The organism is Arthrobacter sp. W4I7 (assembly GCF_030816215.1).
GTDB lineage: Bacteria > Actinomycetota > Actinomycetes > Actinomycetales > Micrococcaceae > Arthrobacter > Arthrobacter siccitolerans_A.
Window position 1 is genome coordinate 509,128 of the sequence record NZ_JAUSXU010000001.1, and the last position, 25,134, is coordinate 534,261.

Annotated in this window: 26 protein-coding genes and 1 pseudogene; 13 read left to right on the forward strand and 14 right to left on the reverse strand. The window is 65.7% G+C overall.

The features are described from left to right. The first annotated feature begins 75 nt into the window (after window positions 1-75). Window positions 76-912, forward strand: a complete 837-nt coding sequence (locus QF047_RS02380; protein WP_306635773.1) for an alpha/beta fold hydrolase — start codon at window positions 76-78, stop codon at window positions 910-912. A 134-nt stretch (window positions 913-1,046) separates the two neighbouring features. On the opposite strand, the gene QF047_RS02385 is transcribed toward QF047_RS02380, so the two are convergent. The 7 genes from QF047_RS02385 to QF047_RS02415 all read right to left on the reverse strand — a co-directional run bounded on the left by QF047_RS02385 (window position 1,047) and on the right by QF047_RS02415 (window position 7,647). Continuing rightward, a complete protein-coding gene (locus QF047_RS02385) occupies window positions 1,047-2,654 on the reverse strand; it encodes a carbohydrate-binding domain-containing protein (RefSeq protein WP_307273513.1) in 1,608 nt (535 codons plus the stop codon). Window positions 2,655-2,730: 76 nt separating this feature from the next. Then, window positions 2,731-3,516, reverse strand: coding sequence for a polyphosphate polymerase domain-containing protein (locus QF047_RS02390; protein WP_307273515.1), 786 nt, complete (start codon window positions 3,514-3,516; stop codon window positions 2,731-2,733). After that, entirely contained in the window at window positions 3,513-4,187 is a 675-nt protein-coding gene (locus QF047_RS02395) for a DUF4956 domain-containing protein (RefSeq protein ID WP_307273518.1), read from the reverse strand. Before QF047_RS02395 ends, QF047_RS02390 begins: the two co-directional genes overlap by 4 nt. Before the next feature lie 75 nt (window positions 4,188-4,262). Next, window positions 4,263-5,360: a bifunctional glycosyltransferase family 2/GtrA family protein gene (locus QF047_RS02400; protein WP_307273520.1), complete on the reverse strand. Its 1,098-nt coding sequence runs from the start codon at window positions 5,358-5,360 to the stop codon at window positions 4,263-4,265. A gap of 8 nt (window positions 5,361-5,368) precedes the next feature. Beyond that, window positions 5,369-6,364, reverse strand: a complete 996-nt coding sequence (locus tag QF047_RS02405; protein WP_307273523.1) for a phosphodiester glycosidase family protein — start codon at window positions 6,362-6,364, stop codon at window positions 5,369-5,371. Between the two features lie 22 nt (window positions 6,365-6,386). After that, entirely contained in the window at window positions 6,387-6,800 is a 414-nt protein-coding gene (locus QF047_RS02410; RefSeq protein ID WP_307273525.1) for a response regulator transcription factor, read from the reverse strand. Window positions 6,801-6,903: 103 nt separating this feature from the next. Further along, window positions 6,904-7,647 carry a GAF and ANTAR domain-containing protein gene (locus QF047_RS02415; RefSeq protein WP_307273528.1) on the reverse strand — a complete coding sequence of 248 codons (744 nt, stop codon included), beginning with the start codon at window positions 7,645-7,647 and terminating at the stop codon, window positions 6,904-6,906. Window positions 7,648-7,989: 342 nt separating this feature from the next. Here QF047_RS02415 and QF047_RS02420 point away from each other — a divergent pair, with 342 nt between their 5' ends. The 3 genes from QF047_RS02420 (at window position 7,990) to QF047_RS02430 (ending at window position 11,432) form a co-directional block, all read left to right on the forward strand. Continuing rightward, window positions 7,990-8,583 carry an adenylate kinase gene (locus QF047_RS02420; RefSeq protein WP_307273530.1) on the forward strand — a complete coding sequence of 198 codons (594 nt, stop codon included), beginning with the start codon at window positions 7,990-7,992 and terminating at the stop codon, window positions 8,581-8,583. Further along, complete coding sequence (locus tag QF047_RS02425) at window positions 8,580-9,452, forward strand: NAD(P)-dependent oxidoreductase (protein WP_307273532.1); 873 nt, start codon at window positions 8,580-8,582, stop codon at window positions 9,450-9,452. Before QF047_RS02420 ends, QF047_RS02425 begins: the two co-directional genes overlap by 4 nt. Before the next feature lie 105 nt (window positions 9,453-9,557). Beyond that, window positions 9,558-11,432 carry a S8 family serine peptidase gene (locus QF047_RS02430; protein ID WP_307273535.1) on the forward strand — a complete coding sequence of 625 codons (1,875 nt, stop codon included), beginning with the start codon at window positions 9,558-9,560 and terminating at the stop codon, window positions 11,430-11,432. Between the two features lie 174 nt (window positions 11,433-11,606). On the opposite strand, the gene QF047_RS02435 is transcribed toward QF047_RS02430, so the two are convergent. Further along, window positions 11,607-11,981 carry a DNA alkylation repair protein gene (locus QF047_RS02435; protein WP_307273537.1) on the reverse strand — a complete coding sequence of 125 codons (375 nt, stop codon included), beginning with the start codon at window positions 11,979-11,981 and terminating at the stop codon, window positions 11,607-11,609. Window positions 11,982-12,123: 142 nt separating this feature from the next. Here QF047_RS02435 and QF047_RS02440 point away from each other — a divergent pair, with 142 nt between their 5' ends. Then, window positions 12,124-12,936, forward strand: a complete 813-nt coding sequence (locus QF047_RS02440; RefSeq protein WP_307281714.1) for a phosphatase PAP2 family protein — start codon at window positions 12,124-12,126, stop codon at window positions 12,934-12,936. Window positions 12,937-12,945: 9 nt separating this feature from the next. Here the strand turns inward: QF047_RS02440 and QF047_RS02445 are convergent, their stop codons facing one another. Then, window positions 12,946-13,266 carry a MerR family transcriptional regulator gene (locus QF047_RS02445; RefSeq protein WP_307273540.1) on the reverse strand — a complete coding sequence of 107 codons (321 nt, stop codon included), beginning with the start codon at window positions 13,264-13,266 and terminating at the stop codon, window positions 12,946-12,948. Between the two features lie 140 nt (window positions 13,267-13,406). On the opposite strand from QF047_RS02445, the gene QF047_RS02450 reads away from it, so the two are divergent. From QF047_RS02450 to QF047_RS02465, 4 genes are all read left to right on the forward strand, one after another. Further along, a complete protein-coding gene (locus QF047_RS02450; protein ID WP_307281717.1) occupies window positions 13,407-13,832 on the forward strand; it encodes an Hsp20/alpha crystallin family protein in 426 nt (141 codons plus the stop codon). Window positions 13,833-13,917: 85 nt separating this feature from the next. Continuing rightward, the gene (locus QF047_RS02455) at window positions 13,918-14,301 is read left to right on the forward strand and encodes a J domain-containing protein (RefSeq protein WP_307273542.1); all 384 of its coding nucleotides are present in this window, start codon (window positions 13,918-13,920) and stop codon (window positions 14,299-14,301) included. Window positions 14,302-14,401: 100 nt separating this feature from the next. After that, window positions 14,402-14,779, forward strand: a complete 378-nt coding sequence (locus QF047_RS02460; protein WP_306635744.1) for a hypothetical protein — start codon at window positions 14,402-14,404, stop codon at window positions 14,777-14,779. A 173-nt stretch (window positions 14,780-14,952) separates the two neighbouring features. Beyond that, window positions 14,953-16,515, forward strand: coding sequence for a GH1 family beta-glucosidase (locus tag QF047_RS02465; RefSeq protein ID WP_306635741.1), 1,563 nt, complete (start codon window positions 14,953-14,955; stop codon window positions 16,513-16,515). A 52-nt stretch (window positions 16,516-16,567) separates the two neighbouring features. Here QF047_RS02465 and QF047_RS02470 read toward each other — a convergent pair whose 3' ends face one another. Both QF047_RS02470 and QF047_RS02475 read right to left on the reverse strand, forming a co-directional pair. Continuing rightward, complete coding sequence (locus tag QF047_RS02470; protein WP_373427791.1) at window positions 16,568-17,665, reverse strand: App1 family protein; 1,098 nt, start codon at window positions 17,663-17,665, stop codon at window positions 16,568-16,570. A 67-nt stretch (window positions 17,666-17,732) separates the two neighbouring features. Further along, entirely contained in the window at window positions 17,733-18,464 is a 732-nt protein-coding gene (locus QF047_RS02475; RefSeq protein WP_307273549.1) for a DUF72 domain-containing protein, read from the reverse strand. Between QF047_RS02475 and QF047_RS02480 the strand changes: the two genes are divergently transcribed. The 3 genes from QF047_RS02480 to QF047_RS02490 all read left to right on the forward strand — a co-directional run bounded on the left by QF047_RS02480 (window position 18,369) and on the right by QF047_RS02490 (window position 21,477). Then, complete coding sequence (locus QF047_RS02480; protein ID WP_307273551.1) at window positions 18,369-20,357, forward strand: glycoside hydrolase family 15 protein; 1,989 nt, start codon at window positions 18,369-18,371, stop codon at window positions 20,355-20,357. The genes QF047_RS02475 and QF047_RS02480 overlap by 96 nt on opposite strands. A 116-nt stretch (window positions 20,358-20,473) precedes the next feature. Further along, on the forward strand, window positions 20,474-20,764 hold the full coding sequence (locus QF047_RS02485) for a hypothetical protein (protein WP_306635736.1): 291 nt from the start codon (window positions 20,474-20,476) through the stop codon (window positions 20,762-20,764). Further along, entirely contained in the window at window positions 20,764-21,477 is a 714-nt protein-coding gene (locus tag QF047_RS02490) for an HAD family hydrolase (protein ID WP_307273554.1), read from the forward strand. Before QF047_RS02485 ends, QF047_RS02490 begins: the two co-directional genes overlap by 1 nt. A gap of 7 nt (window positions 21,478-21,484) precedes the next feature. Here QF047_RS02490 and QF047_RS02495 read toward each other — a convergent pair whose 3' ends face one another. Further along, window positions 21,485-21,733, reverse strand: a complete 249-nt coding sequence (locus tag QF047_RS02495; protein WP_306635732.1) for a hypothetical protein — start codon at window positions 21,731-21,733, stop codon at window positions 21,485-21,487. A gap of 162 nt (window positions 21,734-21,895) precedes the next feature. Between QF047_RS02495 and QF047_RS02500 the strand changes: the two are divergent. Further along, a pseudogene (locus tag QF047_RS02500) lies at window positions 21,896-23,073 on the forward strand (zinc-dependent alcohol dehydrogenase). Here QF047_RS02500 and QF047_RS02505 read toward each other — a convergent pair. Both QF047_RS02505 and QF047_RS02510 read right to left on the reverse strand, forming a co-directional pair. Then, window positions 23,070-24,224, reverse strand: a complete 1,155-nt coding sequence (locus QF047_RS02505; RefSeq protein ID WP_307273558.1) for a serine hydrolase — start codon at window positions 24,222-24,224, stop codon at window positions 23,070-23,072. The pseudogene QF047_RS02500 and the gene QF047_RS02505 overlap by 4 nt on opposite strands. A gap of 89 nt (window positions 24,225-24,313) precedes the next feature. Beyond that, window positions 24,314-25,126, reverse strand: a complete 813-nt coding sequence (locus QF047_RS02510; RefSeq protein ID WP_307273561.1) for a bifunctional allantoicase/(S)-ureidoglycine aminohydrolase — start codon at window positions 25,124-25,126, stop codon at window positions 24,314-24,316. Window positions 25,127-25,134: the final 8 nt, after the last annotated feature.

Consider the following 25,134-nt stretch of genomic DNA (forward strand, 5'->3'; position numbering starts at 1 on the left):
CCCTAGAGTAGGAACTGCGCGGGCAGGGCGACTCCCCGCCCGCTCCGATCCCACAGTCTCGAAAGGACCGCCGCGATGGCTTTGATCACCGTTGGAACCGAAAACAGCACTGACATCGAGCTCTACTACGAGGACCACGGCTCGGGCCAACCCGTAGTGCTGATCCACGGCTACCCCCTGGACGGCGCTTCCTGGGAGAAACAGACCACCGCCCTTCTGGATGCCGGCTACCGCGTGATCACCTATGACCGCCGCGGCTTCGGGAAATCGAGCAAGACCACCGAAGGATATGACTACGACACCTTCGCCGCGGACCTCAACACCCTCCTGACTACCCTGGACCTGAGTGACGCCGTGCTGGTGGGCTTCTCCATGGGCACCGGTGAAGTGGCCCGGTACCTGGGCAATTACGGATCCGCCCGGGTTGCAAAGGCAGCATTCCTGGGCTCCTTGGAACCGTTCCTGCTGAAGACCGAGGACAACCCGGATGGTGTTCCGCAGGACGTCTTCGACGGACTGAAAGAGGCTGTCACTGCAGACCGGTACGCCTTCTTCACCGAGTTCTTCAAGAACTTCTACAACAGCGACACTTTCCTCGGTACGCCCCGCCTCAGCCAGGAGGCCATCAACGCCAGCTGGAACACAGCCTCCAGCGCCGGCGCCACAGCATCCGTTGCGGCGCAGGCAACCTGGATCACTGACTTCCGCGGGGACATCCCGAAGATCGACGTCCCTGCACTGATCCTCCATGGCACCGCCGACAACATCCTTCCCATCGATTCCACGGGACGGCAGTTCACCAAGGCGTTGCCCGGCGCCGAGTACGTGGAGATCGAGGGCGCGCCGCACGGCCTGCTGCTGACCCACGCCGCTGAGGTCAACGAAGCGCTGCTGCGTTTCCTCGCCAAGTAGCCCCCCTTCACGCAAAACTTTCGGCGACGGCGGGAGTCCGCCGTCGCCGGAAGTGATGGGGCGTTTCGGGGAAAGGTGCGAAAAGTGATGGGGCGTTGGGTCAAACGTTGCGTTAAGTGATGGGGCGTCGGGGGTTACCAGCGCGGTCCGCCGCCGCCTCCGGGACCCTGCGCCGCGGTGTACTCGCCGGCTGTGACGGTGCCTTGTTCCTTGGCGCCGTCCAGTGAGCCTTCGCCCAGCCCGGCGCTGACAGTAGCAGTGCCTCCGGTGTACACCGTGTATTCCTCTCCGTCGGTGACGGCTGCGGAGGAGAACACCAGGGATGCAGTGGCCTTGGTGGTGACAAACGCCGCCACTACCTTGCCGGCCGGGTCGGCGACCTGGATGACCGTACCGGCGGGAACCGATGAGCCCAGGGTCACCTGGACACCGGACTGTGTGGAGGTATCGGACGGGGTGACCGCCATGCCGGCGCTGCCGGCCGCGGCCACGGTTCCGCCGGTGACGGCGAGCTCGCCGTTAACATCCAGTGCGCCGTTGCCGTTGTCTGTTGGCCCGTTGACCACCACGGTGCCGCCCGAGATGCTGGCGTTGCCGTTGGAATCCAGGCCGTCGCCCTTCGAATTGATCGTCAGCAGGCCGCCCGTGACCTCCACGGTGTAGTCGCCGACGGCCATGCTGCCGCCGCCCATGCCCCCGCCCTGTGAGGTGGAGGTGGAGCTGCCGCCCGACGCGTTCACGCCGTCGTCGTTGGAGGTGACGGTGGCGGTTCCGCCGGCAATCAGGATGTGCTGGGCCTCAAGGCCCTCCTCCGATTCCTCCACCGTGGCCGTGCCTGCGGCGATTTTTAGCGTGTTGTACGCCTTGATGCCGTCATCGCCGGCGCTGACGTTGATGGTACCGCCGTTGATCAGGAGCCAGCCGCGGCCCTCGTCCGCGTCGTTGTCCGACTTGAAGCCGTCGCCGGCCGCGGTCACCTGGTACGCGCCGGACAGCAGCACGGCGTAGTCCTTGCCCACGATGCCGTCATCAGCGGCGTCCACGGTCACCGTGCCCGCGGCGAGGACCAGGCCGTCCTTTGAGGAGATGCCGTCGTTGTAGTTGCCGTCCACGGTCAACGATCCGCTGCCGGCGATGGTCAGGTCAGCCATTGAGTACAGGGCTGCGTTCGCCGCGTCCGTCCCCTGGTCCGCATACGTGGCCGCATCGCCCAGGGTGTTGGTGGTGCCGTCCTCGAGATAGACGATGGCCTCGTTGGCGCTCTGCACCACAAACGGGGAACCGGTTGAGCTGGTTATGCTGGCACCGTCCAGGATGATCCTCACTACGTCCTCTTCGCCGGCGGCGACCACCACCTGGCCGTCGGAGAGTGACCCGCTGAGGCGGTAGGTGCCCGCGGCGGTGATAGTGACGGTACCGCCGTCGACCTTTACAGCGTCCGACGACGTGCCGGTGGCGGCTTTGCTGGCACCGTCCGCCAGCGTCACGGCTACTTCGGAGGCGGCATCCCAGGTGAGGTCGTCGGCGTCGTAATGCGTGTCCTCGGCCAGCGTGTCCAGGGAAACTGCCTGCGTGGTGCTGGAAGCGACGCCCGAACTGGCAGCAGAGGACGAGCTGGCAGCGGAGGAGGTGCTGCTGATGGCTGAAACGCCGGTGGGGGTGGTGCTGGCAACGGAGCAGCCGGCGAGTCCGAGTGCGGTGGCCAGGGCGGCGACGGAGAGGTAGGTGCGGAGGTTTTTCATGGCAAGTGGTCCTTTGAAGGAGTTGGAAAGCTTTGGTGGGGGAATACCGGGAAGGAGTTGAGCGGAGCGGCTGAGATCAGGCAGCGGGGCGAAGTGACAGGCTGTGCCGCAGGGTGCGGTTCCAACGGTTGGCGGGCAGGTCCGGGCACAGCGCCGCCATCCCGGTGGCGAATTTTGAGATCCGGGAGGGCCGGACTCCGTGGGTCCAGAGATGCCGGTCGAGCGGGCCGGCGGTGGAGCCGGACTTGGTTTCCAGGATCACCGCTTCGTCCAGCACCCAGGGCGGATGGCCGGGCCGCTGCCAGGTCACGTCAGTGTCGATCGTGGCCCGGCTGCCGGATTCCGGGAGGAACAAGGTGCTCCGGTTGTACCTGGTTTCCAGCACCGGCTCGAGGCGGCCGGAAGGCATTGCGCCGACGGATGCCGTCAGCGTTTCGCGGACGTAGTCCAGGCCTTCCTCCGTCAGGCGGGCTCGGTCAGAGAGGTGGTACGGGATCCGTTCCTTGACGGTTGCCTCGCGGGCGCCTTCAGTCTTGACCTCCAGGAAGCTCACGGCGCTGTCCACGTAGGTCCTGGTGCGGATCTTGTAGCGGCGCCGGCGGCCGTGGGCGGCCAGCAGGTAGCTGTCGAGGTTGGCGGTGTCGAAGTAGACGGAGTCGTAGGCGAAGCTGCGGGAGCCGTCCATCTCGAGCACCCGCACGCCTTTACTGAACGAGCCCAGGAGTTGGCGGGCGAGCCCTGCGGGAACCACGTACTTCCGGTCAACCCGGGTCTGGAGTGCGGCTTCGTTGTTGAGCTCTTCGAGGCCTACGGGTGGAAGGTGGCGAAGGTTGCCGACGGCGTCTGTTCCGGTGGTGCTCATGCGGCACCTGCCTGCGAGTGGGCCATCGAAGCGGGCTCAGCGTGTGCGTGTTCGGTGGGCATGGGTTCGGCGGGCCGGGGTGCCGGTGCGGGTACCGCGGGGATGGCCAGCCGGGCGGGGAAAGCTGCGGGGGAGTAGGCGTACCGGACGTCAACGATGGTTTTGTCGTTGACCAGGTCCAGTTGCTGGATGGTTGCGGAGTGGACCTTGCCGTGCAGGACTTCCTCCAGCCGGGCGTAGAGTTCGCCGTCTTCGGCCACTGCCCGGTCCAGGATCACGGTCTGGTGGCGGTGTGCCGGCAGGACCCGGGGATGGTCTCCCACGAACATCACCAGCAGGATCAGGGCCATGAGGGATACCGTCAGCCAGAGGGGCTCGATGCCCAGGCCGGCGATGAGGCCCAGGGCCAGGGCTGAGAAGTAGTAGGCCACTTCGTGCTGGGCCAGCTCGGTGGAGCGGAGCCGGATGATGGACAGGACGCCGAAGAGCCCCAGCCCAAGTCCCAGGCTGGCAGCTGACCCGGACAACGCGGTGGCCACTGCCAGGACGCCGACGTTCATGCCCAGGTAGGACACCACCAGGTCGCGGCGGCGGTGCCGGCGGAGGTACAGGGCGAAGGTCAGGATGCTGATGGCCGCCAGGTCGGCGAGGATGAAGATCAGTGAGTTCATGGGATTCTCCGGGATGTTTTCGGTGGGCTTGTCTTTACTTTCGGGCCCCAAGCTGTGCAGGTGCTGTGCGGAGACCTAGCCGGATATATGAGTGCGGGCTGGTGCTTCGCTGGACGTGCTGCCGGCCTTCCCAAGGGAAGTTTTGCCGGCGAAGAGCCAGCGCTGCTGTGCGGCGAAGGTGGCCGCCAGCAGGAGGACCTCAGCCAGGATCTTGGCCGGCAGGGCGGGCAGCCCGGCGGCTTCGAGCAGCCAGATCACGCCGAAATTCGCGGCCAGCAGCACGGCAGCCAGGCTGAAATAGCGGACCACGGCAGCACTGGCCGGTTTGTCCCTGCCGTGTTCGAAAACAACGTTCCGGTTGACCAGGAAATTCACGACGGAGCTCACGGCGCGGGCCCCCAGCACTGCCAGGAGCAGCGAATCGACGGCCAGCGTGAGCAGCAGGAACAGGACGGTGTCCAGCAGGAAGGCCGTAAAGGAGGAAGCAAGGAACTTCAGCAGCGGAGCATAGATGCGCACTGAATCCGCAAAGGGCCGGAAATGCGAGCCCGAGTTGTGGTCCAGGTAGACAGTGGAGATCTCCACCGACTGGATGGAATAGCCGCCGGTCTTTGCTTCGAGCAGCAGGTTCAGCTCATACTCGTAGCGGTCGCCACGGACCGACCTTAACCAGGGGATCATTGCTCCGGGGTAGCCGCGGAGGCCCGTCTGGGTATCGGGGATGCGCTCGCCGGTGGCGAGGGTGAAGAGTGACCTGGTGGCGCTGTTGCCGAGCCGGCTCAGTGCGGGGACGTTGCCGGTGAAGGACCGGCTGCCCAGGACCATGGTGGCCCAACGCTGTCCTGCCCGGTTCTGGCGGAGGGTTTCCGCCACCCGTAGGATGTCCACCACTGTGTGCTGGCCGTCGCTGTCGGCGCAGACCACATCATGGCCCGGGAGGTTGTCCGCGATAAAGCAAAAGCCGGTCTTGAGGGCAAAGCCCTTTCCGCGGTTGCGCCCGTAACTGATGACATGGCACCCCAGTGCCCTGACGCCGTCGAACACGTCCCGGTACTGCGGGCCGCTTCCGTCGTCCACCACCAGGATGGGAACCCACGGTTCTGCGTCGCGGATGCTGCGGATCAAAGCCGGCAGCTGCTGGTCCGGCTCGTAGGCCGGGATCAGGATGATCATGGCCTTTCCTACTCCGCTATGTACAGGATGTCGGAGGTGCCGCGTTCCTTGTTTTCACCCAGCGGGTTGTTCACCAGGCCGCCGTTGAAGTACATGGTGGACGAGCCGCCGCCGTCGATGTTGTAGGCAGTGGTGGCACCAAGGCCCTGCATGATTTCGGCGAGGCCTGTCATGGTGACGCCGGCGCTGTAACCGGGGCTGCGGCCATCCACCACCACGAACACCAGGTGGTTTTCATCAATGATTCCGACGGCGGTGCGCGGCTGTTCGCCCTGGATGGAGTGGTTGCCGAAGTTGGTGTCCACCTCAACGTCCTCGATGCCCTCGGCCACCCCGCCGTTGTCCAGCAGGGAGGGGCCGAAGGAGAGGGTGTTCCAGACGCCGTCGGCCAGCAGCTGTTCGGCGGTGGTGGTGGTTTCGTCGTAGACCAACACCCTTCCGTCGCGGTAGAACGCCAGGCCCTGGCGGGCGCCCTCATCCCGGAACACCACGCCGTTGCGGATCACGATGCCGGTATCGCGGAAGCCGTAATAGTCGCCGTTGATCGCGAAAACCGCGTTGTGGGCTTCGGCGATGGCGGAGGTGGTTTCGGTGATGTTCTCACCAAAACTGTCGTTCGCGAAGGCTGACTGCAGGGCGGTGGCGTCATCGAGCACGACGTCGGCCACATAGTAGCTGACGGTGCTGTTGCCGCTGCCGGTGGTCACCTTGGAGATGTTGATATTGGAGGAACCGGATACGAAGGAGGTATCCGTGGTGACGGCGCTGGCGGAGGCCGTGTCCGCCGTCGTGCTGGTGGAAGTGCCCGCGGACGTTCCCGTGGAGGTGCCCGTCTGGCTGGCTTCGTAGGCGGAGACGTCGGAGATCTCCACATGCTGGACGACGAAACGGTCCAGGGCCCAGGCGGTGGCGCCGCCGGCTGAAAGGGTGAGGGCAACGGCCCCTGCTACCACGGCACGCCGGAAACGGCTGCCTTTACGGGGTTTGTTCTGCTGAGGAGTCATGCCTCATTTCTAGGCAGGCAAACTAGCAGAGGGATTTGCCGGGTATGTGTGGAAGCTGTGAAAGAGGAGCGGGAGCGGGACACAGCTGTTCGGCCAGATCCCGCAGTTCCCCGGGACGGAAGGGTTTGGTGAGGTAGGCGGCGGCGCCGGAGGCCACGCCTGCCAGCACGTCGTCGTTCTCGGACCTGGCCGTGAGGAAAAGGAGCGGCGCCTTGGTCAACGCGGCTACGGCTCGGGCCACCACGTGCCCGTCCATGTCCGGCAGGCCCAGGTCCAGGGTGACCAGTGAGACGGCAGGGTCTGCCGCGGCGGCGATGCCCTCCGCGCCGGTGGCCACAGCCTTGACCTCAAATCCTGCGCGTCGCAGGACGACGGTAATCAATCCGCGGATATCGTAGTCGTCTTCAACCACCACGCAGACGCGTTTCTTTTCCATTGGAGCCCCCCCGGGCGAAAGTTGGAATGAGTCTACCGCCGTGGAGCTCCGCCCGGGCTTAGGCGCAGGTGGTGGGCGGGTAATAATGCCGGGAAGCCGTTGCCTACCCGTCGTAATGGGTACGGGCAGGGCCCTGCCCGAGTGAGTTGACCACGGAGGCTGCCACGTCATGCAGCTTGGAATTCCGGGTGCTCGACGCCGTCTTCAGGATCTCAAACGCGTCCTGCTGGCTGCACCTGTTCTGGGCCATGATGATGCCCACCGCCATATCGATCACTGTCCGTGATTCCAGGGTTGCCCGCAGGTTGGCCGCAGTCTCGCTGTGATTTGCGAAGCGCACCGCAAGCCGCAGTGCCAGGGACGTCTGGCCGACGAAGTCTTCGGCAAACTCAAGCACGCGGGACTCAAAGCGGTTGGGGCGGCTCGAGTACAGCAACAGCGCCGCTTTCGTCTCGCCCTCCAGCTCGAACGGGACGGCCAGGACGGAACGGACGCCCTGGCCCAGCAGGGACGCGGAGTACTCCGGCCAGCGGCCGTCCTCCCGGACGTCCGGTACGGAGACCGTGGCCTGGGACGTGGAGGCCTCCATGCTGGGTGTCTGGCTGAACTCGTACTCGAGCCGCGCGACGGCCGCGGCGGCCGGGCTGCTGCTGGTCACAGTGGCAGCCTTCCGCTGCCGCAGCAGGGTGATGGCGCACAGCACCTCGTCGCCGGGCTCGGAAAGATTACGGGCGGACACCTGCGCCAGTTCGTTAAGGAAGTCCTCAACGTCAGAGCTGTTGAGGACGAGTTCATGCAGGTGCTCAGTTATTGAAGTGTCGGTTTTTGCTGTTGACTCGCGGGCCACGGTTTCTCGGTGTCATTCGCTCAGGGTAAAACGACCCGGCGGCACCATACCCCTTCCACCCGAAGGGGCGGCAAGCGGCTGAAGTCGCTGGATCGAAGAACTTTCCAACGGCCTGCTGCTAAACCGATATGCAGAAGTATATACAGCTCTTGCCTGTGGAGCCGTCGCTTTCGGGTCGGCGCGGCAACGGGCTGCCAGCACAACTGTAGGCCAGTCCCGGCCTCCGGCCCCCTCCCGGAGGCTGGCAATGTGGTGCCCGTTGTGGGCAGAATGGGGCAGCGCCGGGGCTGCCGGCGGCCGACCCGGAAACCAGCGGTTGCTGCGCCGCGGAGGGACAGGAACATGACAAGGCTGCTCATCATCGGTCCGCCCGGCTCCGGCAAGGGAACCCAGGCCGAACGCCTGGCCCGCCACTTCGGGATCCCCGCGGTGTCCACCGGTGAGATCTTCCGGAGCAACGTGAGCAGGGAGACCGACCTCGGCAACGAAGCTGCCAGGTATCTCGACGGCGGCGATTTTGTGCCCGACCACCTCACCAACGCGTTGGTCAAGGACCGCCTCCAGGACGCCGATGTCCGTTCCGGTTTTCTGTTGGACGGGTACCCCCGCACCGCACCCCAGGTGGTGGAACTGGACAACTTCCTGGCCTCGCAGGGCGGCTCCCTCGATGCGGTGATCGAACTGCGGGCCCCCGACTCCGAACTGGAACAGCGGATGCTGCAGCGTGCCCAACAAGAGGGCCGCAAGGACGATACCGTGGACGTGTTCCGGCGCCGCCTCGACCTGTATCACCGGGAGACCCATGAGGTGGTGTCTGTCTACGCGGGCAGGGGACTGCTGGTGCCTGTGAACGGCAGCGGCGACCCGGGCGAGATCACCGAACTGGCGATTACCGCCGTCGAACGCTTCATCAACGGAAAGGGAGAACGCGCATGAGGGTAGCAGTAACCGGGGGAAGCGGAAAGCTCGGACGGCATGTTGTCCGGCGGCTGGCGGATGACGGACACGAGGTACTGAACCTCGACCGGGCAGGGGAGCGGAACCCCGGGCTTGTGGTGGTGGACCTGCGCAATTACGGCCAGGTCCTGGACGTCCTGCTGGGCGTCGATGACCGGCACACCGGCTTTGATGCCGTGGTCCACCTCGGCGCCGTTCCCGCGCCGGGCATCATCCCGGACGCGGCCACGTTCGAGAACAACATGCTCGCCACCTATAACGTCTTCCAGGCAGCCCGCCGGGCCGGGATCAAGAAGGTGGTGTACGCCTCCAGCGAGACGGTGCTGGGACTGCCGTTCGACGTCGACCCGCCCTACATTCCCGTGGACGAGGAGTACCCGGCGCGGCCGGAAAGCACCTACTCCCTGGTGAAGCACCTCGAAGAGCAGATGGCGGTGGAGCTGACCCGTTGGGACCCGGAGCTGAGCATCTCCGGCCTGCGGTTTTCCAACGTCATGGATCCCGGGGACTATGCCAGGTTCCCGGACTTCGACGCCGACGCGTCCTTGCGGAAGTGGAACCTCTGGGGCTACATCGACGGCCGCGACGGGGCACAGGCCGTGGCCCGCGCCCTGGAAAACGGCAAACCCGGTTTCGAGGCGTACATCATCGCAAACGCGGACACCGTGATGAGCCGGTCAAGCGCAGGCCTCGCTGCGGAGGTGTTCCCCGGAGTCAAAGTCACCAAGGAGTTGGCCGAGCACGAGACAATGCTGTCCATCGACAAGGCCCGCCGGCTGCTCGGCTTCGAGCCCGAACACTCCTGGCGGAGCCACCTGCCGGGTACGCCTGGAGGCGGCACAAACTAACGGATTCCTGCCGGGCGCAGGAATCACCCAAGGTTGGCACAGGATCCGGCAAGGACCCGGACCCCGCCCGTTTTGGGGTCCTAATCTTTTGGTAAGGGCGGATGGATGTTTCACCCGCGCTGCCCACAACGCCAAAACAAGGACCCCAAAATTCGTACTCCCGCCTTTATGCTGTCCGCCGCAGCAGTGCTGGTTTCCGCCGTCGCGCTCTCCGTCTCTACCGTGCCTGCCTCGGCAGCTCCGCCGGCTGATACCGGTGCCGCCCGCTACATCGTCCAGTACGCCGCGAACGCGGACGTGGCAGCAGAGGCGGCCGGACTCCGGGCCCAGGGCGTCGCCGTGGGGCGTACCTTCTCGCATGCCGTCCGTGGCGCCGTGATCACCGCCAGCAGCGCCCAGGCGGCGGCCCTGGCGCGCTCCGGCCGCGTGGTCTCGATGGAAATGGACCTCCCCGCCAGTGTTTCTGCCACCGAGCAGCCGGCACCGTGGGGCCTGGACCGCATCGACCAGAAGTCCTTGCCCCTGTCCGGGTCCTACTCCTGGACCTCGTCCGGTGCTGGCGTGACGGCCTACGTGGTGGACACGGGCGTCCTGGCCTCGCACACCGATTTCGGCGGCCGGGTGGCCGCAGGCTGGTCTGCCGTGGCCGACGGTCTCGGCTCGAGCGACTGCAACGGGCACGGCACGCACGTCGCCGGCTCAGTGGCGGGCTCCAGCTACGGTGTGGCGAAGGCTGCCACCGTAGTGCCCGTGCGGGTGCTCGACTGCAATGGTTCCGGCTACAACTCCGATGTGGTGGCCGGGCTCGACTGGGTGGCCGCCAACCACGCCGCCGGGACGCCGGCCGTCGCCAACCTGAGCCTGGGCGGCGGCGCGAGCACCGCTGTGGACGCGGCCATCCAGGCAGTAATAAACGACGGCGTCACCGCGGTGGTTGCCGCCGGCAACTCTGCCGTGGACGCCTGCACCAGTTCTCCCGCCCGGGTTCCCGCCGCCGTAACCGTCGCGGCCAGCGACTCTGCCGACCGGCAGGCCTCCTTCTCCAACTTCGGCTCCTGCGTGGACATCTACGCGCCCGGTGTCGCAATCACCTCCGCCTACTACACCTCGGCCACGGCCACGGCCTCGATGTCCGGGACCTCAATGGCCTCGCCGCATGTGGCAGGAGCCGCAGCGCTGCTGCTGTCCCAGAACCCGGCACTCACACCGGCCCAGGTGGCTGCAGCGCTGGTATCCAACGCCACCGCCGGGGTAATCACCGGCGCAACCAGCGGCACGCCCAACCGGCTGCTCTTCGCCGGTGCTGCAGCGCCCGCACCGGCTCCAGCACCGGTTGCCCCAGCGCCTACCGTCACTGCTGTCACGCCGGGAGCCGATGCCACAGCCGTGACGGCCGGAACCAGCGTCACGGCCACCTTCAGCGCCGCGGTCCAGGGTGTCACCAGCGGGACGTTCCTGCTCAAGAACGCGGCAGGCAGCACCATCCCCGCCACCGTCACCTACAACGCAACCACCCGCACAGCCACCCTTGATCCGGCCGCCAGCCTGGCCACCGACACACGCTACACAGCGACCCTGGTGGGCGGAACCTCGGCCATCCGGGACAGCGCGGGCACTCCGCTGGCCTCCACCAGTTGGAGCTTCCTCACCGGGCCCGCGCCCGCAGTCACGAGCATCACCCCCGGCAGCAACGCGCTGCTGGTGCGCCGGGCCAACAACATCAGCGTCACCTTCAACGAGGCTGTCCAGGGCGTCACCGGAACCACCTTCACCATCAAGAACGCTGCCACCGGGACCCTGGTGCCGGCCTCCGTATACCGGAACGGGACCACGAACCAGTGGATCCTTGACCCCGCACAGCCGCTGGGCGCCAAAACCAAGTACACCGTGACCGTGACCGGGGGCGGTGCCGCAGTGCGCGACCTCGCAGGGAACCCCTTCGCCGGCCGGAGCTGGCAGTTCACCACGGGTTCCTTCTAGGTACGGGTCCGGACCGTTTCCAGCAGGAACTCCGTGCGCCCATGCACTGTGCCGTTGATCTGCAGCTCCAGCGCATGCAGCCCCGGATGGTGCACCCGGGTGGTCATCTGCCGGAATGCGTGGCGTTTGGACAGGCTCCGGCTCTCTCCCGGGGCAAGGGTCAGGGTGGAGATCTTAAAGACCTTCGCGGACTGGCTGCCGTTGGCCTACCACCCACTTTGTGTTGCTGTCCCTTGCGGCGAGCCAGCGCCGGGCGGTGGCAATAACAGCATCCGGGGCATGCCGGGCGAGGTCGTTGAGGTGGTTCGCCACCGAGCGCCGCACGTACTGTGAGGAATCCCGGTACAGGGCATCAAGAATGGGGAGGGTGGCTTCCGGGCGCTCGACGAGGACGGGAACGCGCACCGCCCACGGCAGATAGGGCCGGGTGCCCTCGCTCGCCAGGCGGCGCACATGCTCATCCGGGTCCGCCGTCAACTCCCGGATTGCTTCCAGGGCGCGGTCCGGGTCCTTGGCGAGGAGGCGCCGGATGGCGAATTCGCCGGTCATCACGCCCATCCAGGCTACCGCCGGGATACGACAGTATCCGGCGGTCGCCGATCACCCGCCGGAAAGCGCCCCTGCTTGCTGCCTCCGCCAGCGCCGCGGAACAGGGATAATCTTCACCCTAGGCAAACTTCACTACCGAGGGATGGACGTGCCGGTGGGACAGCAGGGATCAGCAGGCTCCGGAAGCAGCGGGAAAAGCAGGGGCAGATGGCAGAGCTTCCATGACAAGTTCGTGGTGGAGGAGCGCTATGTGGACCCGGCCGACAGGCGCAGGCTCTACCGCGCGGCTGCCATCCTGGTGGTGGTGGGGCTGGCAATCTTCCTCGCCACCCTCGTCAGCGTGGTCCAGGCCGACGGCCTCTCCGCTGCCGACGGGCCCGTGCGCGACTGGCTGCTCGGGCTGAGGTCCCAGACGCTGACAGTAGTCATGATCTTCCTGGCCATAGTCTTTGGTCCGATTGCCCTGCCTATCATCGTGCTGGTGGTGGTGGTCGCGTGGGGATTCGCGGCCAAGCATGCGTGGCGTCCCGTCGTCCTGGCGTCCGCGATGCTCTCCGGCGTGATCATTTCGCAGATCATTCTCCAGATTGTGCGCCGGTCCCGCCCGCCGGTGGAGCAAATGCTTTTTGGCATCGACCACACCTTTTCGTTCCCCTCCGGACACGTCCTCGGGGCCTGCGATTTCCTGCTGGTGGGCACGTTTTTGATCTTCTCCCGGCGGAAGAACAGGAAGGCCGCGGTTTCCGGGTTTATCGGGGCGGGGATCGGCGTTGTGCTGGCCTCCGTCAGCCGGTTGTACCTGGGCTATCACTGGCTCAGCGACGCGCTCGCCTCGGTCTCGTTGTCACTGGCGATCCTTGGCGCAGTCATCGCCCTGGACACCTGGCGGACGGCAAGGATTCCGGGCGAGCGGATTACCGGCGAACTCTCGAAGGCTGAAACACCGCGGGAATGAGTGCCGCGATCAAGAGCGCGGCCGGGACCGGGCCCGTTTCAAGGCCCGGTGGAGTTTGAGGTTGGTTTCCTCCAACTCCAGCACTTTGGCGACACCGGCGAGGTTCAGGCCCTGCTCAAGGAGTTCGCCGATCCTTAGCAGCACGGCGATGTCGGCATCGCTGTACTGCCGGGTGCCACCGGAAGTGCGGGACGGAGTCAGCAGGCCCCGCGTCTCGTAAAGGCGGATGTTCTGCTGGCCGGTGCCTGCCAGTTCCGCCGCAACTGAAATGGCATACACTGCACGCACCTTCGCAGGCGCCGGGCCCCGTCCTGCTTCCTGCTCTGCCATCGGTTCTCCAAAATTTCCTCTGTGGCGATCTTGTTTCAGTTTCCCATGGGTGCTATAAAAAATCTATATCCACCACCATAGATAACGTGGGTGGATATGTCACCGAACCAACATCAGACGAGCTGAAGGAGTGGGAAATGATGTTGATGCGCACCGACCCGTTCCGTGAGCTGGACCGGCTCACGCAGCAGGTTTTCGGAACCTCTGCCCGCCCGGCTGCCATGCCCATGGATGCCTGGCAGGAGGACGGGGAGTTTGTTGTTGCCTTTGATCTTCCGGGCGTTAAGCTCGATTCGCTGGACCTGAACGTTGAGCGCAACGTCCTTACGGTTCGCGCCGAACGCCAGGACCCCACGCAGCCCAACGTGGAGCTGGTGGCGTCTGAGCGTCCCCGCGGTGTTTTCAACCGCCAGCTGATCCTGGGCGACACGCTGGACACGGACAATATCAAGGCCAGCTACGACCAGGGAGTCCTGACGCTGAGGATCCCTGTGGCGGAGCAGGCCAAGCCACGCAAGATCGAAATCCAGAGCCAGCAGGGTGAAATGCAGGAGATCGGAAGCTAGGACCCTCCCGCCTGCGCCGGGCGACCCTTGCGGTTGCCCGGCGCCGCCACCCACGCCCGGACAGGCCTGGAACCGGAAGGCTGAGATGAGCGAGATCCCGGACCACTACGCGGCGCTGCGTGTCCCGCGGGACGCCACGCAGCAACAGATTTCGCGCGCCTACCGGGCCCTGATGCGCAGTCGCCACCCGGACCTGGATATGGGCAGGGCAAATGCAGGCGGGCAGGATCCGGTGGTGGAACTGCCGGCACCCGACGGGGAACTGCTGCGGATCATGCAGGCCTTCGCCGTTCTGCGCGATCCGGCCCGGCGGGCAGCCTACGACCGTGAGGCAAAGGCGGTGCCGGCAGCATCGGCGTCGGGAACCGCGCGGGATATTCCGGTGCGCAAAGTCCAACGCCGGAGCGGACCTTCCGGGACCACCATCAGGATCAGTCCCGTGCACTGGGAAAGCGGACCCTGGGCGTAGCGGCCCCGAAGCGCTCCTACGCAGGCACCTGATCCAACGGATACCTTCAGCCGCCCGGGAACCAACCCTTGCGGCAGTACCTTGAGAGGCGGAGAACCGAATGAGCGATTGGCGCCGCTACGACTCGCACCTGATGCCGGCGTTCCATGAGCGTTTCGAACAGCGCTGGGGCGAAGGCACCGCGCCGTTCCTGGACCCCGAAGAACACGAGGAGCCCCTGCCCCGTGCCCAGTGGATTAACGCTACAACGGGCGCTGCCCTGGCCGTGGTGCCGGTATGGACATCGGAGGAAAAGCAGCAGCGGTCTTTTGGCGTCTTCTATCTTCCGCCCGGGGGAGACATCTGGGTCCTCCGGCCGGGCTACACGGGGTACCTTGAACCGGCCGACGGCGATACGGAGCACCTGGTGACGCTCCGCAACGATGCCTTCCGCAAGGCCGTGGCGCACGCGAAGGAATTCCTGTTCGGCGAGCAGTAGCCGCGCGGGACTGGACCGGCTGCCCGCTGGCGGCGGTGAATTGTGTTGAGTCCCCGGACACTGGCAGGGCGCCCGGCACGGAGCACAGGAATCGTGCGAGGATATGGTCCTGACCTCGCGCGGGTCCAAGGAGTGGCGCGCGTACCGTCCTGTCCGTAGTAAGGGTTGATTCAATGCACATCTCCGCCAGGGACCTCGCCGCACGCATCCCGCAGGGGTTCACGCTTGGGGTTGCCACGGCAGCGTTCCAGATCGAAGGCGCACTGGAGGAGGACGGCCGCGGACCCGCGGGCTGGGATGCGTTTGCGGCCAAGCCCGGCGCCATCGTAGAGGACCAAAGCCCGAAAGTGGCCTGCGACCATTACCACCGAATGCCCCAGGACGTGGCCCTCATGAAGCAGCTGGGCGTTGACTCGTACCGGTTCTCGTTCGCCTGGCCGCGCATCCAGCCCACCGGCAGCGGTCCGGCAAACCGGGCCGGCCTGGCCTTTTACGACCGGCTCCTGGACGAACTCCTGGCCAACGGAATCTCGCCCATGGCCACCATCTACCACTGGGACACACCCCTGGCCTTGGACGAGGACGGCGGGTGGATGAACCGGGACACCGCATACCGCCTGGGCGAGTACGCCGGCATCCTGGCCGAGGCCTTCGGCGACCGCGTCGCCCGCTGGGTGACCATCAACGAGCCGGCCACGGTGAGTACCAACGGATACACACTCGGCCTGCATTCGCCGGGCAAGGAACTCCTCCTGGGTGCCTTCCCTACCGTCCACCACCAGCTGCTGGGGCACGGGCTCGCCGTGCAGGCGCTGCGCGCCGCGAAGGTGCCGGGCGAAATCGGCATGACGAATGTCTACTCGCCCATGGTCCCCAACTCCATCAACCCGCTGGACTACCTCAGTGCGGGCCTGATGGACCTGGCCCAGAACCGGCTCTACGCCGACCCCGTGCTCACCGGGAAATATCCGGACGTGATCCGGGCCGCCAAGTTCTTCAGCTCGTTCGAGCACCCCGAACAGGACATGGAACTCATTTCCCAGCCGCTCGATTTCTACGGGCTCAACTACTACATGCCAACCAAGGTGGCTGTGGGCCCGGGTGGCGGGGCGGTGCCGGCGAGCATGGCCGAGGCCATGGGCAGCGACCTCAACGCAGCCGGCAGTGGAGGCACCCCCTTCCACGTGGAAACCTGGCCGGAAGCGGACATCACGTCCTATGGCTGGCCCGTGAAACCGGAATACATGGCGGTCGCGCTGAAGGAGATGGCCGAACGCTACCCAAACCTGCCGCCCGTCATCCTCACCGAGGGCGGGGCCAGCTTCGAGGACATCATCGTCCGGGACAAGTCCACCAACACCCGGTTCATTCCCGACGAGCGGCGCCTGAAATACCTCTCCGACCACCTTGACGCAGCGCTGCGCGCTACCGCCCCGGGTGGTGTGGCTGAGTCGATTGACCTGCGCGGCTACTACGTGTGGTCCCTGATGGACAATTTCGAGTGGTCCGCGGGCTACAACCAGCCGTTCGGGCTGCTGCACGTGGACTTCGAAACCCTGGAGCGCACCCCCAAGGCCTCCTACTTCTGGTACCAGGAGCTCATCGAGGAGCGCGACCTTGCCGCTGCGGCGGACGTTGCCATCGCGGCGGCCGTCGCGCCCGAAGGGCTCGATCCGGAGGTCCTGGATGCAGAATCGCCCGACGACGGCGTGGCCCCGTTGGGTGCCAGCGCCTAGGCCGGCTGCGGGTTAGGGCAGCGCGCTGCCGGGCCAGGCCTGCAGTGGGAACTCAACGCTGGAGGACGCCCAGCATGGCCAGCTGTTTGGCGATCCCGGCGCCATCAGGGGAGTAGATCCACGGCACCCGGGACGTGGTGTGGTCCCCGTCCTCGGAGTGGCCACCTGCGAATACGGACTCGCTGATGGACAGTTGGCGGATCGCGATGGCGGCAACCTTGTCCGGGTTGTCCTGCGCGAAGCGTGAGTAGATCGCTTCATCGTGCTGGCCGTTGTCGCCGATGAGCAGCCAGCGCATGTCCGGGAATTCCTTGGCGAGCCGCTCGAGGTTGCGCAGCTTGTGGTCCTGGCCGCTGCGGAACCAGCGGTCCTGCGTCAGGCCCCAGTCCGTCAGCAGCAGGGCTCCGGCCGGGTACATGTTGCGGCTCAGGAAGCGGGCCAGCGTGGGCGCTGCGTTCCAGGGGCCGGTGGACAGGTAGACCACCGGTGCGTCCGGGTACTCAACGGTAAGCCGGTCCAGCAGCACCGCCATGCCGGGCGTGGCCATGCGGGCCCGTTCGCTCAGCACAAAAGTATTCCAGAGGGCCAGGAAAGGCCGGGGCAGCGCCGTCACCATCACGGTGTCATCGATATCCGAGACGATGCCGAACTTCACGTCCGGCGCGATGACGTGGATCAGCGCCTCGGCAGGCTCAGTACCTTCCGCCCGCAGGATGGCCGTGTGCCAGCCGGGCGAAAGCCGGACGTCCACCTCCGTGTCGATCAGTCCGCCCCGGTCCGCCCGGACATGGGTGACAACATCGCCGATGCTGATTTCGACGTCGGTAAATTGCAGCGGAACACTGGTGAAGGCACGCCAGCCGCGGACGTTCTGGTTGCCATTGCGCGCCGCATGATCGGCTTTGCTCCCCGGCAGCGGCTTCTGCGTGAGCAGCACCCGGCCCAGCACCCGCACCTGGCTGGTGGAGCCGTAACCCTGGTACACCACGGTCTGGGGATCGAACTTCCAGCGCCTGGCCAGCCGGATCCGAACCGAGTTAACGGCGTCCGAGAGCCAGTGCGCGAGCCGGAACACCTGGTTCCCGGAAAGTGCGTCCGGAGAAAAGGCGGGCGCTGTGTTCTGTGGAGAATCCTTCGGAGCCGAGTCCATGGCTCCACTCTGCCACAGGGCGGCACGAGCGGGAGAGGAACCGGACGTCCGCAGACGCTTCATGACGTTACCCTTCGCCAAGGATCCCGCGCAGGGTCTCGGCGTTCCGCACGGCGTTCCCGCCGCCGTCGTTATTGAAATAGGCGTAGACGTCCAGGCCGTTGCCCGCCCACTCGCGGATCCGGTCCGCCCACCACTGCAGGTCCGCATCGGAGTAGGAGCCCGCGTAGAGGTGCTGGTGGTCCGGGCCGTGCAGCCGCACGTAGGCGAAGGGGGCGGTGGTCCGAAGGATGCAGGGTAGGTTGGCGCCGCTCATGATGCAGTACGCTGCCTGATGCCGCTCCAGCAGGGCAAACACCTCGGAACATTCCCAGCTCGGGTGCCGGAACTCCACGGTCACCCGGATCCAGTCCGGCACTGCGGCGAGGAAGTAGTCCAGCCGGGCATCGTCCCGTTCCATGCCGGGCGGCAGCTGGACCAGCAGGACTGCCCGCTTGTCACCGAGCTCGTGCCAGCACCGGGTGATGCGCTCCAGCCAGACCTCCGGTTCGTTCAGCTTCCTGGCGTGGGTCAGTCCGCGGGGTGCCTTGACAGACATGCTGAACCCGGCGGGAAGCCGCTGGTTCCAGCCGGCAAAGGTGGTGTCGCGGGGCCAGCGGTAGAAGCTGGCGTTGAGTTCAACCGTATGGAACCGGGCCACGTAATGCTGCAGCCTGTCCTTCACGGGCAGCTTGGGCGGATACAGGACGTTTTCCCAGTGGTCGTAGCTCCATCCGGAGGTTCCGATGTGGATTGCCATGTGCCTCCCGTCACCGCTGCCGTTCTTCGAGGCTACACCCGGCGGGCTGGTCCACTCCGGCACCGGCTGTGGCAGGGTAAGGTCATGGCGCGAATTGAAGACTATGCGGTTGTCGGTGACCTCCATACCGGGGCACTTGTCAACAAGGAAGGCTCCATCGACTGGCTTTGCCTTCCCCGGTTCGATTCTCCTGCCTGCTTCAACGCGCTGCTGGACACACCTGACGCCGGACGGTGGCTTTTGGCGCCGGCCAGCGGCGGCCCGTGCACCCGCCGCGGCTACCGGGACGGCAGCCTGATCCTGGAAACGGAGTGGGAAACCCCGGACGGTACGGTGCGGGTCATCGACTTCATGCCGCCGCGCGACTCGGTGGCTGACATCGTCCGCATCGTCGAAGGCGTCACCGGAAGCGTGGAGATGCACAGCGAACTGACCCTCCGCTTCGATTACGGCCACATCATCCCCTGGGTGCGTAAAGACGAGTACGGCCTGCACGCGATCGCAGGTCCGGACGCCGTCTATTTTGTGACCCCTGCCCCGCTGCGCGGAGAGAACATGCACACCGTCAGCGACTTCACGGTCAATGCGGGCGAACGGGTTCCGTTTGTCCTCACCTGGGCTCCGAGCCACGTGGGGCGGCCGCATACTGTCGACGCCGCAGAAGTACTGGGCACCACTTACGCGTATTGGCGGGGCTGGGCCTCGCAATGCACAGTGGAGGGCCAGTACAAGGAAGCCGTGCTCCGTTCGCTGGTGACGCTGAAGGCCCTGACCTACGCTCCCACGGGCGGGATCGTGGCGGCCGTGACCACGTCGCTGCCGGAACAACCGGGCGGGCCCCGTAACTGGGACTACCGCTACTGCTGGCTCCGGGATGCCACCATGACGCTCCAGGCGCTCCTGGCTGCCGGCTACACCGCCGAAGCGGCCGCTTGGCGGGACTGGCTGCTCCGGGCCGTGGCCGGCGACCCGTCAGACCTCCAGATCATGTACGGGATCCACGGTGAACGGCGCCTTCCGGAAATGGAGCTGCCCTGGCTGAAGGGCTACGAGAACTCCACGCCGGTGCGCATTGGCAACGGCGCTGCCGAACAGCTCCAGCTGGATGTGTGGGGTGAGGTGCTGGACTGCCTTGCGCTCACCCGCAACTCCCTGCTGACGCACTCCGATGAGGCGTGGGACCTCCAGATTGCGCTGATGGAGCACCTGGAGACCATCTGGGACCAGCCCGACAACGGGCTCTGGGAAATGCGGGGGCCGCGCCGGCACTTCACGCACTCGAAGGTGATGGCCTGGGTTGCAGCGGACCGGATGGTGAAGGGCGTGCGCGACTCAGGGCTGCCCGGGCCGGTGGAGCGCTGGGAAAAACTGCGGGACACCATCCGCCGGGATGTGATGGCCAACGGGTTCGACGCCAAACGCAACACTTTTGTGCAGTCCTACGGGCGGCCGGAACTGGACGCCAGCCTGCTGCTGATTCCGCGGGTGGGCTTCCTGCCGGCGGACGATCCCCGGGTGATCGGGACCATCGAGGCCATCCAGCGGGAGCTGACCGAGGACGGATTTGTGCTCCGCTACCGCCCGGCCGATTCGGACGACGGGCTGCCGGGCGATGAGGGCGTCTTCCTGGCTTGTTCGTTCTGGCTGGTGGAAGCGCTGCTGGGTGCCGGCCGCCACGAAGAATCCCGGAAGCTGTTCGAGCGGCTCCTGGACCTGCGCAACGACGTGGGGCTCCTGAGTGAGGAATGGGGCGTCCGGCTTGGCCGGCAGCTCGGAAATACACCCCAGGCCTTCAGTCACTTCGCCCTTGTGACTAGCGCTTTGGAGCTGCATCAGGATACGGTTCGGCGAAGTGACACCCCCATTCCACCGGAAACGGCAGAAACGCGCTGAGGCGGCGCATCCGGGGCATCCGGCTTCTCCTTCGCGAAATAGATAAGTATACTTACTAACACTTCATGGAGTGCCCCCAAAAAGCACAAGCCGTGACTGATGGAGGAGTGATTGCAATGGCCGGGTATTTTGAGCTCGTGGACGCGCCCGACGGCGGCTATAGGGTCCGGATGATGGACGGTACCGGGAACCTGATGGCCATCTCGGTCACCTTTCCCACGAAAAGGGCCGCCGTTGCCGGGGTGGCAATGGCCCGGGAGATTGCCGGCACGGGCCTCATCAGGGACAAGAGCCATGACGGTGCCGGTACGGTCATCAGGGAACGCGTGCGTCCTGTGAGCAGCCCCAAGGAGGATGCGTCCCGGGCCCGGAAAGCCGCGGATGCCAAGCGGGCTGCGGTCAGCTGATGGTGCCGCAAGGATACGAGTCCCCTGACAGCGGACGCCGCCGGGGGATTCTCTTTGACGTTGACGGCACCTTGATCGATTCCTCGTACATCCACACCATCTCCTGGTGGGGTGCCTTCCGCCAGCAGGGCTACGACATCCCGATGGCGTCGATCCACCACTTTGTGGGCATGGGCGGCGACCGGCTGGTGGACAACCTCCTGCCGGGCGATCGGGACAAGTCCCTTGATTCTGAAATCATGGCCAGCCATGCCGCTCTCTACGCCTCCCATTGGCCGGCACTGCGCAGGTTCGACGGCGCCAAGGAACTGCTGGCCCAGTGCCATGCGGTGGGCCTCGCCGTCGCGCTTGCATCCTCCGCGCGCAACCAGGACCTGGAGGTCATGAAGGCCACCCTGGACGCCGACGCATTCATTGATGCCGCCACCAGTGCCAATGACGCCGAGGAAAGCAAACCTTCCCCCGATATCCTTTCCGCTGCGCTGGAAGCCCTGGGCGTGGAGGCGGCGGACGCCGTGTTCGTGGGCGATGCCGTGTGGGACATGAAGGCCGCCGCCGCGCTGGGTATCCCGGCCATCGGCGTCACCTGCGGCGGGGTCAATGCCGCCGAACTTCGGGAGGCGGGTGCTGTAGAAGTCTACGAAGGGCCGCGCGACCTGCTGGATAACCTGGTTGCCAGCGCCGTGGGCCGGCTCCTGTCGCCGGCCTCCTGATCCTGCCTTAGAGCGTCTGCCCGCCGGTGACGGCGTCCTCGCCACCGGCATTGGCTGGCTTGTCCCAGGAAACCGCCACCCGCACGGAGCCGTCGTCGCCCCGCTCAATGTCCGTCACCACGTCGGTGACGCTCGCTCCCATCTCCACGATCCTCTGCCGGTAGGTGCGCACGAGCTCCTCCAGGCTGGCCTCCGACCATTCTCCGGGACGCATCCGCGTGGAGATCTCAACGGGTTCCGGCTGGTAGAGCGACATGATGTTCCTCTTTCATTCGTCATCTCTGGTGGTCTGGCCCTTCCTACGCTAGGAGCAGCGGGCCGGGACGACAAGACTTTCATCAGCCTGCTTACTTTTTTGCCTGCCAGCCGCTAGCGTCGAAGAAAGGGCATGACGCCCGGATCCAGAGAAAGGGAGACTGTGAAAGCACTGACGTGGCAGGGAAAACGCTCGGTAAGCGTGGCAGAGGTGCCTGATCCGGTAATCCAGGAGCCCACGGACGCCATTGTCCGGATCACCTCCACCGCTATTTGCGGCTCGGACCTCCACCTGTATGAGGTGCTGGGCCCGTACATGCACAAGGGTGACGTCATAGGGCACGAACCCATGGGCATCGTGGAGGAAGTGGGCAGCGGCGTCACCAACCTGCGCAAGGGCGACCGCGTGGTGGTCCCCTTTAACATCGCCTGCGGCCACTGCTACTTCTGTGCCCAAGGCCTGCAGTCCCAGTGCGAGACCACCCAGGTCAAGGACAAAGGCTCCGGCGCCGCCCTCTTTGGCTATTCGGAACTGTACGGTTCCGTCCCCGGCGGCCAGGCTGAGTACCTGCGCGTCCCGCGCATGCCGACTACGGTCCAATCAAGGTGGGAACAGAACTTCCGGACGAACGGTACCTGTTCCTCTCCGACATCCTTCCTACTGCCTGGCAGGCCGTTGAATACGCCAACGTCCCGCCTGGCGGCACCCTGGCCGTTTTCGGCTTGGGACCCGTAGGGCAGTTTTCCGCCAGGATCGGCGTCAACCGTGGTTTCCGGGTAGTTGGCGTGGACCCGGTCCCCGAACGGCGGGAGATGGCAGCACGGCATGGGGTGGAAACTCTCGATTACACCAAGGATGTGGCAGACCAGCTGAGGGAAATGACTGCCGGACGGGGACCGGACGCAGTGGTGGACGCCGTCGGCATGGAAGCGCACGGATCCCCTGTGGCCGGGTTCGCGCACCAGGCACTGGGCCTGCTGCCGGACAAGCTGGCGCAGAAGGCGATGGAGACGGCAGGCGTGGACCGGCTGGCTGCTTTGCATGCGTCCATTGACGCCGTGCGCCGGGGCGGCACAGTGTCCCTGAGCGGGGTCTATGGCGGCCAGGCCAGCCCCATGCCCTTGCTCACCATGTTCGACAAGCAGATCCAGTTCCGGATGGGCCAGTGCAACGTGCGGCACTGGACGGACTATCTGCTGCCCCTGGTGGAGGACGACGCCGATCCGCTGGGTGTGATGGATCTGGTCACCCACCGCTCAGGGCTGGAGGGGGCGCCGGCGCTGTACGAGAAGTTCCAGAAGAAGGAGGACGGCTGCATCAAGGTGGTCCTGAACCCTTAGTTTTCGCTGCACAGGCTGTTGAGGGCTTCCAGCGCCACATCCTGCATCTCATAGATCACCGGGTTCAGCTGGAGCGTTGGCGGGGCCGGCGGGTAGGCAACTGACAAGGTCAGCTGCCTGCTGCCGTCCTCGCTGGTCATGGTGACCATGCCGTAGCCGTCGGTGTCGCCGGGAAGGCCGTAGTAGAAACGGTTGTTGCATGTGTTGTTCCACCGCCGCAGGGCAAAGCCGTAATACTGCGAGAAGCCGCCTTTCATGGCCGTCACCTGGTCCGGCGGGAGCAGGCTGCCCTGCAACAGGGCGGCGTAGAACCTGTTTACGTCCTCCACGCTTGAGACAACTCCGCCGGAGGGCAGTTCGGCCTGCCACGCAGGACGCGCCACGTCCAGCTGCTTGCCCTCGACCGTGACGTAACCGTGCACCATGCTGGCCGAAGGCCCGCCGCCAAGGCTGGTTGCGGCCAGACCCAGCGGTTGCACGATATCTGCCGTCAGCACGCGGCTGAGGCTTTGGCCGCGCAGCCGTTCGATGATCAGCCCCAGGGCTGCGTAATCGGACCGGGAGTAGTTGAAAATCTGCGCCAGCCGCCGTTCCCAGGGAAGGGTGGCGGCCAGGGCCAGCTGGTGTTCAAGGCTGAGCGGCCGGTTCATCGTCTCCGCCCAGGTACCGGAGGCCAGAAGGGGGACGGAGAAATCGGGAAGGCCGGATTCGTGGGTCAGGAGCTGGCGGACGGTGATCGGCCCGGGCGGATGGAGGACGCTGCCGAACTCCGGGAGGTAGTCGCTGGCCTGGCGGTCCAGGTTGAGTTTGCCCTCCTCCACCAGTTTGAGGACCGAAACGGCAACCATGGATTCGGTGATGCCGCCGATGTGGACGGGATCAGTCGCCGTTGCGGCCTCGCGCGTTTCCAGGTTCCGGACGCCGGCAGCGTGCGTCCAGCTGTTGCCCTGGTTCCGGACGGCGATCAGTACCGCGGGCGCGCCTTCCTCCAGCATCCGGGAGCTGAAGGACTCCAAGAGGGTGAAGGCTGCCGGTTTGTCCGGTTGGGGCGGACGCGGTTCCCCGGTGCAGCCCGCTGACGGCGCCACCAGCAGGACTGTGCACAGGGCGGCCGCGATCCGCTTCCACGGCCGGCCCTGGGTTGTGCCCATAGCACCCATTTTCCCCCAACTGGGTAGCGCCAAGTGTCGTTTTGAGGCTCCAAAACGACACTTGGCGCTACCTGGTTGGGGGAGGGTGCTCAGGTGAGGCGCACCTGGCGGTTCATGTCCTTGTAGAGCAGGTAGCGGAACTCGCCCGGGCCGCCGGCGTAGCAGGCCTGCGGGCAGAAGGCGCGGAGCCACATAAAGTCGCCGGCCTCCACCTCCACCCAGTCGTTGTTCAGCAGGTACATGGCCTTGCCCTCCAGGACGTACAGGCCGTGTTCCATCACGTGGGTTTCCGGGAACGGGATGACGCCGCCGGGCTGGAAGGTCACGATGTTCACCTGCATGTCGTGGGCCAGATCGCTGGAGTCCGTGAAGCGGGTGGTCTTCCACGCGCCGTTGGTATCCGGCATCGACGTGGGCTCAACGTCCTTTTCGTTGGTGACGAAGGACTTGGCCTCGAAGCCCTCAAGGCGCTCGTAGGCCTTGCGGATCCAGTGGAAGGACACGACATCGTCGGAGACGTTCTCCAGGCCCCACTCCGAACCGGCAGCCAGGTAGGCGTAGCCGCCTTCCTCCAGCTGGTGCAGCTCGCCGCCAAGGGTGAGGTTGACCCTGCCGCGGGTAACAAAAATGACGCCTTCGACGCCGGCCTCGAACTCGGCCTTGGGCGCGCCGCCCCCGGGGCTGATCTCCACAATCAGCTGGGAGAACGTCGTGGCGAAGCCGGAGATGGGGCGCGCGATGATCCAGGAGCGGGTGTTCGAAAAGCCCGGCAGGTTGGACGTGACGATGTCCGTCATGACGCCCTTGGGGATCACCGTGTAGGCCTCGGTGACGATGGCCCGCTCTGTGGTCAGGTGGGTCTGCGGCGGCAGACCGCCGGTGGGGGAGTAGTACTTGCCCATAAAAGAGA